The sequence below is a fragment of the Blastomonas sp. AAP53 genome, from assembly GCF_000331245.1.
Lineage (GTDB): Bacteria > Pseudomonadota > Alphaproteobacteria > Sphingomonadales > Sphingomonadaceae > Blastomonas.
Window position 1 is genome coordinate 596,719 of the sequence record NZ_ANFZ01000006.1, and the last position, 16,181, is coordinate 612,899.

Sequence of the window (16,181 nt, forward strand, 5' to 3'; positions counted from 1 at the left end):
TGCTCAGCCGCTGATTTCATAGGCGATCGGCTTGAACGATCCGTTGTTCGATTGCAGGGCGGAGCAAGCGGTCAGACCGATGATCAGATCCATGTGCGCCACGAATCGGATGCTGTCGCCCGCCTTGCTCAGCGGAGGATCCACGCGCAGCTCGCCGGTCGTGCCATCGACGGGCACGTTCATGAAGCAGTTGAACGCCACCGGAATCATGTCCGGCGTGACGCCATAGGGCTCCAGCGCCGCGACCAGATTGCCGAAACACCCCCGGTGCGGGTCGGTATCGCCATAGATGATGCGGAACGTGTCTTTGGAGCAGGGTGTCAACAGGAAGTCATGCCGTCCGACATCATCGGCGACGATCTCCAGCATCACCTCCGAGCGGTTGGAATAGAGCGTATCGCCGGTGCTCAGATAGATGCGGCTGGCATAATCGAGCGTCCGCCCGGACGAGATCACCTCGCCGATGTCATGCGCATTGAACGCGAGCAGATCAGCGACCTGTTCTCCCCGAACATCGGTGACCGTCAGCGTCTGCCCTTTGGCCAGCATGAATGCCGTGCCGGAACGCGGCGGAATTTCACAGGGCATATTCGACGCTCTTTCTGGGCTTGAGGGGACACTGCCATCGTTCATCGACAACGCGTCCGCTGTACTGCCTGGCTTCGGATAGTGTGCCGTGCTTGGCCAGCATGGGGTTGATGTTCCCCGCCAGCGCAATATCGCGGTCGAGGATCGTGCCACGCATCTTGTCATACACGCCCGACGCGCGCAGTTGCTCGAACTGGTCGTGCAGATTGAACACGATCACGGGCCGATCAAACCGGCGTGCCGGACGGCTGGCACCAGGGTGCAGCCCGACCACGAAAAAGGCCTCGCCGCCGAAGCTGAGCGAAAAATGCGGATCGTTGGGATCGGAGCTGACACGCGGATCGACCGGCTGGCCGAGCCAGTCGTCCTTGTCGCTCAATGACTGCAGCCGTTCCCAGAGATGCCGCTCGAATGTTGCCTCGTCCAGGCCGGCATCTTCCTCGAACACCACTGCCAGCGACTGGAATGGCGTCGGATCGACCGCATAATCCTGCGCGATGTCGAGCAGGGCGGGGTGGATGCGCAGATCATCCCAGGCCGACCGCAGATCGCGTCCCACGATGATGCGCATGTTGCCCTTGGCCAGCGCGGATTTGGCGCCGACACAGGGAAAATTGCGGTCCTGAATGAATTCGCGAAACCGCTTTGCCAGCGGGTTGTCGTGGGTCGTTTTCGATGTCGTCATGGCAGGGTTACGCAAATCCGGCGTTGGGGTTGCCGTGCGTGTTCGGCAAACTTTCGGCCATCGCTTTGGCGCGTGCCAGATCGGCAATGAAAGCGCGCCGTTCGATTGCCGCACGCTCCTGGTCGGGCAGCCGCAACAGGTAGGACGGATGCACCGTCGCGATCAGCTGCGCGCCGCCTTCGAGCGCGTGGACCTTGCCCCGCATCGAACTGATGCTGGGGCTTTTGCCGGTGATACCACGCAGCGCGCTGCCCCCCAGCGAGACGATGATGTCGGGCTGCACAAGCGCGCGCTCCTGGTCGAGCCACCAGCGGCAGATGTCGATCTCGCCGGTGTTGGGGTTCTGGTGGAGGCGGCGCTTGCCGCGCGGTTCGAACTTGAAATGCTTCACCGCATTGGTGACGTACAGCGTCGCACGGTCGAGCCCCGCTTCGGCCAGGGCCTCGTCGAGCAGCTGGCCTGCGGGGCCCACAAACGGGCGTCCTTCCAGATCCTCGCGATCACCGGGCTGTTCGCCCACCAGCATGATACGCGCATCCGCGCGGCCTTCGCCCGGCACCGGCTGGGTTGCATGGCAATGCAGCGGGCAGCGGGTGCAGCCCTTCAGCGCTGCCGAGATATCCTCGAGCGAACGGATTGCATCGCCGGGCTCCGCATCCTGGGCCACGCCGCGAACGCGCCATTTGTCGCTGCGGGGATTGGCGAGCGAAACTGCGGTTTCGCGCATCTTGTCCACCCGCGCCGCGGCGCCTGCCAGCAACGGCGCGATGTCCTGCGCCTCGGGCAGATTGTGCCAGTATTTCTTGGGCATTTCCGCGCGCATGGCGGCAATCTTGACCCGCGCGGGGTTGAAGATCGCGCCGTAATAGGTGCGCCATTGATCCTCGACGATATCCCGGTCGGGAACCTCGTCGCGTGTCCCGGCAGGACCGAAGCTCAATTCTTCCGACTGCCAGATCGCGCGCGCATCTGGAGTCAGGATCGCCCAGTCCATGCCGTAGAACCGCTTGCGAAAGAACGGCGCGGCGAGGCGCAATATGCGGTGCTCGGGCTCGAACCAGGCCACATAGGATTCGCGATCCGCCTCGCTGCCGCCCAGGCGGCGGAAGCGGACAAAGGCGTGCATCTTGTGCAGGTCGCGCCGGATCGCCTTGTCCATCTTGGCGAGCCAGTCGACATCCGGATCGGTGCGCCGCTCGAGCAGCCGTCGGTCATCGAGCGCGCGCCAGACGACGCGATAAAGCCTCGACGGTACGGCAGGATCACGATGGCAGATGACCCGGTCGGCGATCGTCACCAGTTCGCGGGGAAGGGTGATAGTGCGTTTGGGGTCAAGATTGGCGCTATCCGCAAACAAGGACCCGCTTTCCCCCGCGTGCCGCCACAGCACCTCTTGCGGCGGCACGCCGGCTGCCAGCAGCGGTCGCGCCGCGCTGCGCCATTCGGTAAAATCGCCGGGATTGTGAAGCGTAACCTCGCGCATGATCGCCGCCCTAGAACGCCAGGCTCATCTGCTCGGGTGGCGGGGCGAAGCGCGCGCGCAGGTTGGCGCTGTCGGTCAGCCCGCCGGGCCGCCAGTCGGGCGTCGTGACGAAGGGCAGTACCTTCTTCACCGACGCGGTCAGCTTGGCCAGATCGCCGATGCGCACCGCGCCCAGCCGCCGTGCCGATAGGATCCGCTCGACCGCCTTCGTGCCCAGCCCGGGCACCCGCAAGAGCATCTCGCGCGGTGCCCGGTTGATATCGACCGGAAAGGATTCGCGTCGCTGCAACGCCCAGGCAAGCTTGGGGTCGATCGTCAGATCGAGCATCCCGTCCTGCGCGCCGATCATGATTTCCTCGCGCGCAAACCCATAAAAACGCAGCAGCCAGTCAGCCTGGTACAATCGGTGTTCGCGCATCAGCGGCGGACGCACCGGGGGCAGATCGCTGCTGGCATCGGGAATAGGGCTATAGGCCGAATAATAGACCCGGCGCAGGCGATAGCCCGAATACAGGCTGGTGGCCGATTGCAGGATATCGTTGTCGCGTGCGCTGTCTGCCCCCACGATCATCTGTGTCGACTGACCTGCGGGCGCGAAACGCGGGGGTTTGGCCTTGCGGAGCAGGCGACCCTTGCGTGCATCGGCGGCATCGTCCAGCCCGACGCGAACCCCCGCCATCGTCTTGCGGATGGTCGCGGAGGTCTTTTCGGGCGCGAAGCTCTTGAGCCCTTCCTCGGTCGGCAGTTCGACATTGGTGGACAGCCGGTCAGCATACAGGCCCGCGCGGGCAATCAGTTCGGGTGAGGCGCCCGCGATCGTCTTGAGGTGGATATAGCCCTGAAAGCGATGCTCTTCGCGCAACAGTCGCGCGACTTCGATCAACTGCTCCATCGTGTAATCCTCTGACCGGATGATGCCCGATGAGAGGAACAGCCCTTCGATATAATTGCGCTTGTAGAAATCCAGCGTCAGGCGGACCACCTCTGCCGGGTTGAACCGCGCGCGCGGCACGTTGCTCGAGGCGCGATTGATGCAAAAACGGCAGTCGTAGATGCAGAAGTTGGTGAGCAGGATCTTGAGCAGCGATATGCAGCGGCCATCGGGCGCATAGCTGTGGCAGATGCCCATGCCGCCCGTCGATCCGATCCCCTTGGTGCCGGTCGAATCGCGTTTGATCGTGCCCGACGACGCGCAGGATGCATCATATTTCGCCGCATCGGCGAGCACGGCCAGTTTTTCCAGAATCGGTTTTTCGCTCATGAACCCGATATAGGCCATGGAACAAAGAAAGAACAGAGGCTTATGCCGCCTCGGCGCTCCATCCACCCCGGATCGGCCGGGAGGACGGGGTGCGGCCTAGAGCCCTATTTGCGGATGAACGCCAGAATATCGGCGTTGACGGTATCGGCATTCACCGTGAGCATGCCGTGCGACAGGCCTTCATAGATCTTCAGCTCGCAATCCGGGAGCAGGTCGGCCTGCAGCAGCGCTGCGTTCTGGTAGGGCACCACCTGGTCGTCATCGCCGTGCAGCACCAGCGTGGGCACCGTCATCGCCTTCAAATCTTCGGTCTGGTCGGTTTCGGAAAAGGCCTTGATGCCTTCGTAATGCGCCTTGGCGCTGCCTATCATCCCCTGCCGCCACCAGTTTTCGACCACCGCTTCATCAGGTTCCGAATCTTCGCGGTTGAAGCCGTAGAACGGGCCCGAGGCGACATCGCGGAAAAATGTGGCGCGGTTGGCGGCCAGCGCGCTGCGGAAGCCATCGAACACATTCATGTCGAGCCCGCCCGGATAGCGATCTGTCTTCACCATGATCGGCGGCACGGCAGCGACCAGCACCGCCTTGGCGACGCGCCCCTGCGGAATGCCATGCTGGGCGACATAGCGTGCAGCCTCGCCGCCGCCGGTCGAATGGCCAATATGCACCGCATACTTGAGGTCGAGATGCGCCGCGACGGCTGCCGCATCGGCAGCATAATGATCCATGTCATGACCTTCGCTGACCTGCTCCGACCGACCATGGCCGCGTCGGTCATGCGCGACGACGCGAAAGCCGTGCTGCAGAAAGAACAGCATCTGCGCGTCCCAATCGTCGGACGACAGGGGCCAACCGTGATGGAACACGATCGGCTGGGCATCCTTGGGGCCCCAGTCCTTGAAGAAGATCTGCGTTCCATCGAATGAAGTGACATAGGCCATGGCGATCTCCTGTGCGTCGGGGCAGTGTTAGCGAAAGTCTGCGACAGATGCGTGACGCCGATGGGCGCCATAACAGAACGACGAACACCGTCTCAGACGATCAGTTCCACGGTCAAGTACAGAAGGTATTCGGTGCGAAGCCTGTAAAAGTCTACCCGGAGGTTCGCGGGACTGCAAAACCGCATGGCGGAGCGATTCAGCCCGGTTTCGGCATCGTACCGGGACGCAGGAAAGCGAACATGTGCGCGACATAATCCGCCTTGCCCAGGTTTACGCCCTGCGCACGCAAGATCGCATAAGCGGCCATCACATGAAAATAGAGCTGCGGTATGGCCCAGTCGCGGACATATTGCGCGGCGGTCAGATCGAAGACCATGCCATTGGGCAACCGGTGCGCGATGGGGGCTTCGGGCGCGAGGTCGGCCATGTCGGCTGCCGCTGCTTCGATGATGCGGATGGTTTCGGCGATCCGCGCCTGCGCATCGGCGATCGACCGGGGTGCGTCTTCTGCATTGCGTCCATCGGCCAGTAGCGTGGCGACCGAGCGGGGCAGGTCGTCCTGCCGCAGCCGGAAAATGCCCTCCTGCGCCTGCACGCAGGCAAAGCAGATCTGGGTAAACAGCGGGAACATGTCATCCGCGAGGCGCGCATGCATGATCGATGCGGCCGTGTCTGGAGCCAATTGCTGCGATGCCTTGTCGAGCCAGACGGAGAGCGCCTTCAGCATCTGCAGGTAGGTAGGGGCCAGTATATCGTCGAGCTTCATGCCATGTTCCTCTCGTTGGCGAGGGTCATAGCTGGCACGCAAAGCTGCGGAAATGACAAAGGGCGTAGGCAGCAGGTAAAAGTGGGAAAGTGGTGCCCGGGGACGGGGTCGAACCGCCGACACTGCGATTTTCAATCGCATGCTCTACCAACTGAGCTACCCGGGCATCGGGTTTCACCACATCTGCAAGCAGACCGGTGAGCCGTTCATCGCCAGACCGGCGATTTGGAGCGCCGCCTATAGGCAGGCTTGGTGGGGCTTGTCCATAGCAAAATCGCCAAGCCCCGAACGCATGTCATTCATACTCCTCGTCGGGCTGGTCCGCAGGCGGTCCAGGCACGCGATAGCCTTCGCCCAGCCACTGCAGAAGGTCGCGATCCTTGCAGGCCTTGCTGCAAAAGGGCGTGAATTCGGCGCGCGCAGGCTTGGCGCACAGGGGGCAGGGGCGAGGGTTGGCCATGGCGCGTATCTAGGCAGTAGCCGGTTGAACCGCAACCGCGCGACCTGTCCGGCGCTGCAGTGCATCGAGCCATGCCGGCTCGCGCGCCAGTAGCTGCGATTCGGCAGCGCTGAGGTCGAGCGCCAGCACGCCTGTGCCGCCATCGCGTTCGGCGCTGCGCAGGGCGGCCATGACATGCCAGCGGACCGGATCTGCGGCGAACAGTTCCATCAGTGAGGCGCGGGTGCGCTTGAGCACGATCTGCATCAGCCCATAGCCGTTAATGGCGGTGCGCTCGCAGGGGAGCGGCATGGCCGCGTCATAATAGTTCGCCACCGCGTTGCGGTCCGCCTTGTCGGCCAGGGTCGGGAAATCTACGACCACGCTGCCGCCGATCCCATGGCGACGGATTGCGTGCGCGATCTGAGTCGCCGCCGCCAGTCCCAGCGCGCGCGGCGCGATATCTCCATCGACGTCGATCACCGTCATCGCAGGCGTGGGCGAGAGCGTCAGCGATCCGCCGGTAAAGGCGATCTGGCCGGTTTCGGCCTCGGCCAGCACATCGTGCCAGCCCGATTCGGCCAGCACATCGGGGCCGTGTGCAGACACGCGGATGATGTCATGGCCATCGGCGGTAATGCGATCGAGCAGACTTGGAGCCTCCCGAAGCGGCGTGTCCGCCGCCACGGCGCGCAGCCGCGCCGGTTTGTGGCGCGTGGTTGCAGGCGAGAGGCCGGGTTCGACCAGTGCCTCGCGCACCACTTCGGCGCGCACGGTCTTGCCCTCGCTCAGGTCCTTGGGCACCGGCTGCAGCATGGCTTCGCTGCCATCGCTCAGCAGGATTCGGGCACGGTGACCGCCAGCGCTTTTGGCCAGCAACCGCCCCGCGACGATTGCGCCGCAGCCCCCCGTCTGATCGCTGCGCTGGATACGTGCTTCAACGATGCGGCCATGTTCGATCAACGCTGCGCGTTCCTCGCCGATGCCGTCTTCATACAACCAATGTGTCATGAAGCAGGGTTCCACAGGCCAGCGGTGATCAGCATGCTGCGTGTTTCATACAAGGGCAGGCCCATGATACCGCTGTAGCTGCCGGCGATGGACCTGATCAGCGCCTCTGCGCTGCCCTGGATGGCATATCCGCCAGCCTTGCCCTGCCACTCGCCGCTGGCGATATAGGCGGCAATCTCGTCTTCATGCAGCCGCTTGAAGGTCACGGTGCTTTCGCTAAGCCGGTGCAGGCTGCGGCCGCCGGGTAGCGATAATGTGACGGCGGAAAGGACCAGATGCCGTCTTCCCGAGATGAGGTCGAGGCAATGACGGGCATCGGCTTCGCTCTCAGCCTTGGGCAGAATGCGGCGCCCGACCGCGACCACGGTATCGCCTGAAAGCACCGCGCTGTCCGGATGAAGCGCGGCGACGACAGCGGCCTTTTCTGCCGCCATGCGCTGCGCATAGACGCGCGGAAGCTCTGACTTCAGCGGGGTTTCATCGATATCGGCGGGGACAATCGCGTCCGCAGTTATGCCGATCCGCGCCAGCAATTGCTGGCGGCGCGGACTGGCCGATGCAAGGATCAGCGGTGGCATTACTTAAAGCGGTAGGTAATCCGGCCCTTGGTCAGATCATAAGGGGTCAGTTCCACCAGAACTTCATCGCCAACCAGAACGCGGATGCGGTTCTTGCGCATCTTGCCGGCGGTGTGGCCAAGGATTTCGTGGTCGTTTTCCAGCTTCACGCGGAACATGGCGTTGGGCAGCAGTTCGACCACCTGGCCGCGCATTTCGAGAAGTTCTTCTTTTGCCATTCGGCCCCTGCAATTTGGTTCTGGTGTTGACGCAGCGACCGTTCGCTCCGCCGGGTGCGCGCGCCCTTGAAAATCATGGGCCTGCGCAAAGTTCAGCGCGCCTTACAGACAAAGCGTGCAAAAGAAAAGACGGGAGTTTGCGCGGTTTGCCGCAACCGTCCCGATTATCAGCGCCGCTGCGCGATCCGAAGCGTTTGGGCAACACTCGGTAACAATGCCAAAATTTGTTACAATTCAGCACTGGCTAAGGCGACGGGCCGCATCATATTGCGCTGCAACAGATAAAGTCCCCCATGCGCTTCCCCGGCGCCGCCCAAGAACAAGAGAACGCCTTTCCCATGATGCTCAAGCTGCGACCCCGCATTTCGGCCTTAGCGCCTTCGCGCCCGGCGATTACGCTGTCCTTTGCCTCGGCCTTGCTGGTCGCCACCAGCCCCGGAGCACTCGCTGTATCGCTGGAGGACGACACCGCTCTCAAGGCAGACGCTGCCAGTGCCGCCCAGGCCCAGATCCAGACGCCCGCCGCACCCGATACCGAGCCTGACGATGACGGCGATACCATCGTGGTGGTCGCCGAGCGCCTGCGCGGATCAATCCAGACCGATGTGCCGCCAGTGGCGGAGCTCAATGCAGCGGATGTCGCGATTTATGGAGCATCGTCGCTCGCTGAACTGCTGCAGCAGATTGCGCCGCAGACCGGCAGCGCGCGGGGCAGGGGGGGCGATGGCCCGGTCGTGCTGCTGAATGGACAGCGTGTTTCCGGTTTCCGCGCGATCCGCGACATTCCGCCCGAAGCGATCCAGAAGGTCGAGGTGTTCCCCGAAGAGCTGGCGCTGAAATACGGCTTCCGTCCCGATCAGCGCGTCATCAATTTCATTCTCGTCGAGAACTATCAGAGCCTTGCAGCCGAGGTCGACCAGAGCCTGGCGACCCAGGGCGGCTATGGCACCACCGAGTTCGAGGGAACCTTCACCAAGCTGGGCAAGAACACCCGGCTGATCGTCGATGTCGAGTATGAAATGGCATCCTCGCTGCTCGAAAGCGAGCGTGGCATCCTTCAACCCGACAGCAGCGCTCCCTTTGCGCTGGGCGGCAATGTCGGCGCATCGCCATTTGGCACAGGTTCCGCAATCGATCCGGCGCTCAGCGCGCTTGCAGGTCGGCCGCTGACGCTGGTGGGCATCCCTCAGGGTATCAGCGGCGCGCCTGCTCTCTCCGCTTTCACCGGCGCTGCAAACACGACCGACCTGGGTCAGTTCCGGACACTGGTTCCCAATTCCGACCGGATTCAGGCTAACGCGACTTATATCTACAACCTCAGCCCCGACACAAATGTGCAGGTCAATGGAACCTACACCAACAATTATGCGACATCGCTGCTCGGGCTCAACACCGCGACGCTGCTCATTCCTGCAACCAACCCCTTTTCCCCATTCAGCAATGATGTCAGCTTGCTGACCGCCTTCGGCGATCCGCGTGCGATCACCCGGACGGTCGATACCGACACCTATTCGCTGGGCTTCAACGCCAACGGCGTCTTGCCAGCGAACTGGAAATGGGCGCTGACCGGAGACTACACCCGCGTCGATACGCTGACCATCATCGACCAGTCGGTCGATGTGAGCGGGCTTCAATCCGCGATTTCCAGTACCACCAATCCGATCAATCCGTTCACCGGAACGCTGGGAACGCTGCTGCCCGGACTGGTGAGCGATTCTGCGCAGAGCCGCAACCAGCTGTTCAACAGCCAGCTCACCGCCAATGGCAAGCTGGCAGACCTGCCCGCCGGGCCGGTCAACATGACGCTGGTCGGAGGGTTCGCTCGCCGCCTGCAGGATTCGGTCGATAGCCGCCGGGCAGGGCAGGGCAGCAATTCGCTGGCCCGCAGCGAGGCCAATGTTTCTGCCAATATCGATGTGCCACTGGTCGATGACTACATGAGCGACTGGTTCGGCAAGCTCTCGGTCAACGGCAATCTGGGCTATCGCGAGTTGAGCGATGCAGGTGGCCTGCTGAGCTTTGGCTATGGCCTCAACTGGTCACCGACCGACACGGTGACCATCCAGGCTTCGTTGATCGCCGAAGAAGCGGCCCCGGGCATCAGCCAGTTGGGCGATCCGCAGATCGTCACGCCCAATGTCAGCACGTTCGATCTGGCGCGCAACCAGACCGTGCTTGCAACCGTCATTTCTGGCGGCAATCCATTGTTGACGCCCGAGGAGCGGCGCGACGTCAAGGTATCGCTCAACTATCGCCCGCCGTTTATCGAAGGGCTCGATTTCCTGGCGGAATACATCCGCAACCGCAGCTATGGCACGACATCCTCGTTCCCCATTCTGACCCCGGAGATCGAGGCGGCTTTCCCCGATCGCATCATCCGCGATACCGATGGCACATTGCTCGCGATCGACCAGCGCGCGATCAACTATGACCGGGTGACGAGCGATCGGCTGCGCTACGGCATCAACTTTTCGCGGCGGATTGCCGGGGATGAGCGCGCCGCCGGACCCGGTGGGGCACGCGGCGGCCCCGGCGCGGGCGGTCCTCCACCTGGCGCTGGACCGCGTGGGCCAGGCGCAGGAGCGGGCGGTACGCCCCCGGCAGGAGGTCCTCGCGGTGAACGGGCCCGCGCGGGCGGACCACCGCGCGGGCCGAGCGGCGGCTTCGGCCCGGGTGCAGGCGGCCGCGGCGGCCGCTGGAACATCTCGATCTATCACACCGTGCGCTTTGCCGAGACGATCCGCATTCGCCCCGGTCTGCCGGAGCTGGACCTTCTGGGTGGATCGGCGGTTGGATCGAATGGCGGCGTGCCCCGGCATGGCGTGGAGATGGAGGGCGGGCTCTTCCTCAACGGCGTGGGCCTGCGCTTTACCGGCAATTACCAGAGCGGATCGCGGGTCGACGGCGGCGGCCTTCCAGGCGCGACCGATCTGCGGTTCAACGATATCGCGACATTCGGCATGCGGGCTTTTGTCAATCTCGACAACAAGCCGAAGCTGACCGATGCGCTGCCGTTCCTCAAAGGGTCACGGCTGCGGCTGGGCGTGGACAACATCTTCAACGCCCAGCAGCGCGTAACCACCGATGCCGGCGATGTTCCGCTGCGCTATCAGGCCGGCTTCATCGATCCGCAGGGGCGCGTCGTCTCGCTGAGTTTCAGAAAACGGTTCTGAACGGGGCAAAAGCCGTGGCAAATTTGCCATGGCTTTTGCCGAAGGCGACCGTTAAAGACGCTGACCTTGAGCCGGAGCGCAAGCTTTTCGGCAACGCTGGTTATGCAAGGAGCCCCAATTGGCGCTGACACCTAACAAGGACGCAGATGCCGCGCGTGACAACATGTTCCTGCGCGAGGTGGATGACGCCCTGCGCCAGGACCAGATGGCCGGCATCGTTCAGAACTATGGCAAGCTCATCCTGATCGGGATCGTTGTCCTGCTGCTCGCGCTGGGCGGCTGGTTTTGGTATCAACATTCCAAGAGCGAAGCGGCGGGGCTGCGCGGCGAAGAGATGACCAATGCGCTCGATGCGGTGCGCAGCGGCAATCTTCCTGGCGCGGCCAATGCCCTCAAGGCGCTCGAAACGGCCGATCAGCCGGGTTATCGTGCGATGTCTCAAATCCTGGCTGCCGGCATCAAGCAGGAACAGAACGATCCCAAGGCCGCTGCAGCTGCCTTTGCCAAGGTTGCTGCCGATGAAAGCCTGCCGCAGCCGCTGCGCGATCTGGCGCTGGTCCGTCAAACGGCCGCGGAATATGACAGCCTCCAGCCGGCAGAGGTGATAGCGCGGCTGAAGACCCTCGCCGTACCGGGCAACCCCTGGTTCGGCAGCGCAGGCGAAATGGTCGCGATCGCGCACATGCGGATGGACAAGCCCGATTTGGCCGGGCCGTTGTTCCAGAAGCTGGCCGACGACAAGGATGTGCCGGAAACGATCCGTTCACGTGCGCGTCAGTTGGCCGGTGTCATGGGCGTCGATGCGGTGGTTGATCCCAGCAAGGCACAAGGCGTTGGCACGCCGGCTGCCGTATCGGGAATGGCTGCACCGGCGGGTGCGCAATGATAGTAATTTTGCGGGTCGCTACCGTTGATGATGCAGTTTTGATGTTTCGGGGAGCTTGACTGGCAATGCAAAAGACCAAATGGGCGATGTTGCTCGCGCTGTCGGCAACGCTGGCAGGATGCGGTGTCCTGGGCGGTGGTGACAAACCCAAGGTGACACCGACGGTGGGCAATCGCACATCGATTCTCACCCGCGCCGAAAGCGGTGCAAACGTCGACAAGGATCTGGCTGGTGTTGCGGTGATCCTGCCGCCGGCCACGGTCAACGCCAACTGGGGCCAGCCTGGTGGCAGCGCCACAAAGGCCGTCGGCCACCTTGCCATTGGCGAGACGATCAGCCGCGCCTGGAGCACCCGGATTCCCGGGTCGAGCCTGCGCGTCCGGCTGGCTGCCGCGCCCGTCGTCTACGGGGGCAGGCTGTATGCGGTTGATACCGATGGCATGGTCCATTGCTATGATACGGCGACCGGATCGCAGGTCTGGTCCGTCAAGCTGGAAGCGGCTGGTGATGGTTCCTCATCGGTATTCGGCGGCGGAGTCAGTGTCGATGCGACGCGCGTCTATGCCACCAATGGCGTGGGCGAAGTCGCTGCGCTCAACCCCGTTGACGGATCGCAGATCTGGCGTGTGAAGCCCGCAGGTCCGCTGCGCGGCGCTCCGACCCTCGCGTTCGGGTCGCTGTACGTGATGACGCAGGACAACCAGCTGATCGCGCTCAATCAGGCCGATGGCACGATCATCTGGAACCAGAGTGGATCGCTGGGCCAGGCGGGCGTGTTCGGCGTGGCTGCTCCGGCAGCCGGCCAGGGCACCGTGGTCGCTGGCTTCTCCAGCGGCGAGCTGATCGCCTATCGCTATGAAAACGGACGTAACCTGTGGTCGGACGCGCTGGCACGCACCAGTATCTCGACCTCGGTGTCGACACTCACCGACATTGATGCCGACCCGATCATTGATCGCGGCCGCGTCTATGCAGTGGGTGAAGGCGGCCGCATGGCTGCCTATGAACTGGTGACTGGCCAGCGGATCTGGGAACTCAATATCGCGGGCATCTCCACCCCGGTGATCGCGGGTGAATGGCTTTTCGTGCTGACCGATGATGCGCGCATCCTGTGCATCGCGCGCGCCACCGGCAAGGTGCGCTGGTCGACCCAGTTGCAGCAGTATCGCAAGGAAAAGAAGAAAGAGGGCCAGATCTACTGGAACGGCCCGGTTCTCGCCGGTGGTCGCCTGTTCACCGCGAACACCAATGGCGAGGTCGGCTCGATCAACCCTTCAGACGGCACGTTCACCTTGCTGTTCGACGTGAAGGAAAAGGTCTCTCTGCCGCCGATCGTGGCGGACAACACGCTCTACATCCTGGATGATGGCGGGACGATTACCGCTTACCGCTGACACGCCGGATCGCATGCATCTGATCGCGGGGGGAGACAAAAGCTCTTTCCCGCGATACAGGCGCAGTCATGTTACCCGAAATCGTCATCATCGGCCGACCCAATGTCGGCAAATCCACCATGTTCAACCGTCTGGTTGGCAAGAAGCTCGCGCTGGTCGACGACCAGCCCGGCGTGACGCGCGACCGGCGGCTGGGCAAGGCAGAGCTGCTGGGCCTGCACTTCCAGATCGTCGATACGGCAGGCTATGAGGACGAAGACCCTGAGACCCTGCCTGGCCGCATGCGCCGGCAGACCGAACAGGCCGTTGCGACCGCGCGCGCTGCGCTGTTCGTGTTCGATGCCCGCGCCGGAATCACGCCGCTGGACGAGGAAATCGCCCGGTGGCTGCGCACGACCAAGACGCCGATCATCCTCATGGGCAACAAGGCCGAAGGTCGCGCGGCCGATGCCGGCCTGATGGAATCCTATGCGCTGGGCCTGGGCGAACCGATCGCCTTCAGCGCCGAGCATGGCGTGGGAATGGCCGAGCTGTTCGATGCCCTGCGCCCGCTGATCGAGGATTGGGACGAGGGCAATGAAGACGACACGCAACTGCCTGCGATCAATGTCGATGCTGATACCGTCGATGAAAACGCGGTGGAAGCCGCGCCGCTGCAGCTGGCCATCGTCGGACGCCCCAACGCCGGCAAATCGACGCTGATCAACAAGATACTGGACGAGGACCGGCTGATCACTGGTCCGGAAGCCGGCATCACGCGCGATTCGATCGCCATCGACTGGGTCTGGCATCCGGCGGACGATTCGCCGTCGCGTCCGGTTCGGCTGATCGACACCGCCGGCATGCGCAAGAAAGCCAAGGTGGTCGACAAGCTGGAAAAGCTCTCGGTTGCCGATGCGCGCCGGGCGATCGATTATGCCGAAGTCGTCGTTCTGCTGCTGGATGCAACCCGCGGCTTGGAGCTGCAGGAACTCAAGATCGCCGACAGCGTGATCCAGGAGGGCCGAGCGCTGATCATCGCGATCAACAAATGGGACGTGGCGCAGGACGCCTCCAGCCTGTTCAACGGCATCAAGGCAGCGCTCGACGATGGCCTGGCGCAGCTGCGCGGGGTGCCGGTGCTGACCATCTCGGGGATCACCGGCAAAGGCATCGACACGCTGATCAAGGTCGCGTTCGAAACGCGCACGGCATGGTCGCGCCGCGTGTCTACAGGGCAGCTCAACCGCTGGTTCGAAATGGCGGTGGAAACCAACCCGCCGCCGGCCCCCGGCGGCAAGCGCATCAAGCTGCGCTATATCACCCAGGCCAAGGTGCGCCCGCCGGGCTTTGTCATCTTCGGAACGCGTGTTGACGAATTGCCCGAAAGCTATTCGCGCTATCTGATCAACGGCTTACGCCGGGAGCTGGGCTTCGGCGCGGTTCCGGTTCGGATAACCTATCGTGCGCCGAAAAATCCTTTCTCCAAGGATTGAAGCAGTTAGCTGCAATTTGATGGTAATGAATTGTCGATTGTTGATCCGCTTTGCGGTTACTTCTTTGCGGCAAGGATTCATTTACCACTCCTGATGTATTTTCCAGTCCTAAGTGCTTTCAAGCACGACTGGAGGTTGCATCATGTCCTATCAAGAAGGGCCGTTGATTAACTGGTCGACCTACGCTCAGTCGAGAGCGACTCTGGGCGGCGATTTCGTCCGCATCCTCGGCTATTTCCGGGAAGACGGCGTCAAGTCGGTGGAAGCGATCGAGACGGCCATGCGCGAGGCCAGCGCGGCTCGGCTGGTGCTGCCGGCGCACACGCTCAAAAGCGAGGCGCTGCAGTTCGGAGCAGAGCAGCTGGGGATGCTGGCCGAGAAGATCGAGATGACCGCGCGGCATTGTGTCGAGATCCAGGAATCGCCGGACGAATTGCTGCAGGACATCGTCGGCCTGCGCGAACTCTTCCGCGTCTCGCTGGCTGCGCTCGAGAAAGAGGCCAATCCGCTGGTCGAACGCCGCACCTTCGGACGTCGTCCGCCGATGGCAGGCGCGGCGATGGGCGCCCAGCGCACCTTTGGCCGCAGCTGACTGTCTGTCCCGCATGGCTTGACCATCGGGGCTTGCAGTCATATCTGGGCGACATGGCTATCCGTCCCATCCTTGAAGTGCCCGATCCGCGGTTGAAGACCGTCTCCACCCCTGTCGAGGCGTTCGACGACGATCTGCGCACTCTGGTCGCCGACATGTTCGAGACCATGTACGACGCGCCCGGCATCGGCCTGGCGGCGATCCAGGTGGGCGTGCCCTTGCGCGTTCTGGTGATCGACCTGCAGTCCGAAGAGGACGAGGAAGGCAAGCCGATCCGTGCGCCGCGCGTGTTCATCAATCCCGAAATCCTCGATCCTTCGGCTGACTATACGCTGTATAACGAGGGCTGCCTGTCGGTCCCCGATCAGTATGCCGACGTCGAACGCCCCTCGTCGATCCGTGCCCGCTGGCAGGATCTGGACGGCAAGGTGCACGAAGAGGCGATGGACGGCCTGATGGCCACCTGCCTGCAGCACGAGATGGACCATCTCGAAGGCATCCTGTTCATCGACCACCTCTCGCGGCTCAAGCGGCAGATGGTGCTGAAAAAGCTCGAGAAGATGCGCAAGGCGGCCTGAGCGCGACACATCGCTGCAACATCGGGCTCCGCCGGCGAAGGCAGGAGCCCAGCTCCTACGTTCACTGCCAGACGCACGGTCCGGAGATGGACCCCCGCCTTGGCGGGGGAGCA

Annotated in this window: 16 protein-coding genes and 1 tRNA gene; 6 read left to right on the forward strand and 11 right to left on the reverse strand. The window is 63.1% G+C overall.

Going from position 1 to position 16,181, the window contains the following annotated elements; genetic code table 11:
- Positions 1-3: 3 nt before the first annotated feature.
- From D618_RS0105830 to infA, 11 genes are all read right to left on the reverse strand, one after another.
- Positions 4-588 (reverse strand): urea carboxylase-associated family protein, encoded by a 585-nt coding sequence (locus D618_RS0105830; protein WP_017670562.1) that lies wholly within the window; start codon positions 586-588, stop codon positions 4-6.
- The gene (gntA, locus tag D618_RS0105835; protein WP_017670563.1) at positions 578-1,273 is read right to left on the reverse strand and encodes a guanitoxin biosynthesis heme-dependent pre-guanitoxin N-hydroxylase GntA; all 696 of its coding nucleotides are present in this window, start codon (positions 1,271-1,273) and stop codon (positions 578-580) included. Before gntA ends, D618_RS0105830 begins: the two co-directional genes overlap by 11 nt.
- 7 nt (positions 1,274-1,280) lie before the next feature.
- Positions 1,281-2,756, reverse strand: coding sequence for a UdgX family uracil-DNA binding protein (locus D618_RS0105840; RefSeq protein WP_017670564.1), 1,476 nt, complete (start codon positions 2,754-2,756; stop codon positions 1,281-1,283).
- A gap of 10 nt (positions 2,757-2,766) precedes the next feature.
- On the reverse strand, positions 2,767-4,017 hold the full coding sequence (locus tag D618_RS0105845; RefSeq protein ID WP_026091350.1) for a putative DNA modification/repair radical SAM protein: 1,251 nt from the start codon (positions 4,015-4,017) through the stop codon (positions 2,767-2,769).
- 104 nt (positions 4,018-4,121) lie between these two features.
- Entirely contained in the window at positions 4,122-4,958 is an 837-nt protein-coding gene (locus D618_RS0105850) for an alpha/beta hydrolase (RefSeq protein ID WP_017670566.1), read from the reverse strand.
- 196 nt (positions 4,959-5,154) lie between these two features.
- Positions 5,155-5,724 (reverse strand): DUF1993 domain-containing protein, encoded by a 570-nt coding sequence (locus D618_RS0105855; protein WP_017670567.1) that lies wholly within the window; start codon positions 5,722-5,724, stop codon positions 5,155-5,157.
- 90 nt (positions 5,725-5,814) lie between these two features.
- A tRNA-Phe gene (locus D618_RS0105860) sits at positions 5,815-5,890 on the reverse strand.
- A gap of 129 nt (positions 5,891-6,019) precedes the next feature.
- Positions 6,020-6,184, reverse strand: coding sequence for a DNA gyrase inhibitor YacG (gene yacG / locus D618_RS0105865; RefSeq protein ID WP_017670568.1), 165 nt, complete (start codon positions 6,182-6,184; stop codon positions 6,020-6,022).
- Positions 6,185-6,193: 9 nt separating this feature from the next.
- Positions 6,194-7,174, reverse strand: coding sequence for a ribonuclease E/G (locus tag D618_RS0105870; RefSeq protein ID WP_017670569.1), 981 nt, complete (start codon positions 7,172-7,174; stop codon positions 6,194-6,196).
- On the reverse strand, positions 7,171-7,752 hold the full coding sequence (locus tag D618_RS0105875; RefSeq protein ID WP_017670570.1) for a nucleoside triphosphate pyrophosphatase: 582 nt from the start codon (positions 7,750-7,752) through the stop codon (positions 7,171-7,173). Before D618_RS0105875 ends, D618_RS0105870 begins: the two co-directional genes overlap by 4 nt.
- Positions 7,752-7,970 (reverse strand): translation initiation factor IF-1, encoded by a 219-nt coding sequence (infA, locus tag D618_RS0105880; RefSeq protein WP_010162480.1) that lies wholly within the window; start codon positions 7,968-7,970, stop codon positions 7,752-7,754. Before infA ends, D618_RS0105875 begins: the two co-directional genes overlap by 1 nt.
- Before the next feature lie 338 nt (positions 7,971-8,308).
- On the opposite strand from infA, the gene D618_RS17780 reads away from it, so the two are divergent.
- The 6 genes from D618_RS17780 to def all read left to right on the forward strand — a co-directional run bounded on the left by D618_RS17780 (position 8,309) and on the right by def (position 16,068).
- The gene (locus D618_RS17780) at positions 8,309-11,143 is read left to right on the forward strand and encodes a TonB-dependent receptor (RefSeq protein WP_152414544.1); all 2,835 of its coding nucleotides are present in this window, start codon (positions 8,309-8,311) and stop codon (positions 11,141-11,143) included.
- Between the two features lie 118 nt (positions 11,144-11,261).
- Positions 11,262-12,029, forward strand: a complete 768-nt coding sequence (locus tag D618_RS17785; protein WP_017670572.1) for a tetratricopeptide repeat protein — start codon at positions 11,262-11,264, stop codon at positions 12,027-12,029.
- Positions 12,030-12,094: 65 nt separating this feature from the next.
- On the forward strand, positions 12,095-13,423 hold the full coding sequence (locus D618_RS0105895; RefSeq protein WP_017670573.1) for a PQQ-binding-like beta-propeller repeat protein: 1,329 nt from the start codon (positions 12,095-12,097) through the stop codon (positions 13,421-13,423).
- Positions 13,424-13,491: 68 nt separating this feature from the next.
- Entirely contained in the window at positions 13,492-14,898 is a 1,407-nt protein-coding gene (der, locus tag D618_RS0105900; protein ID WP_017670574.1) for a ribosome biogenesis GTPase Der, read from the forward strand.
- Between the two features lie 142 nt (positions 14,899-15,040).
- Complete coding sequence (locus tag D618_RS0105905) at positions 15,041-15,490, forward strand: Hpt domain-containing protein (protein ID WP_017670575.1); 450 nt, start codon at positions 15,041-15,043, stop codon at positions 15,488-15,490.
- A 53-nt stretch (positions 15,491-15,543) separates the two neighbouring features.
- Positions 15,544-16,068: a peptide deformylase gene (def, locus tag D618_RS0105910; protein WP_026091351.1), complete on the forward strand. Its 525-nt coding sequence runs from the start codon at positions 15,544-15,546 to the stop codon at positions 16,066-16,068.
- The last annotated feature ends 113 nt before the right edge of the window (positions 16,069-16,181 follow it).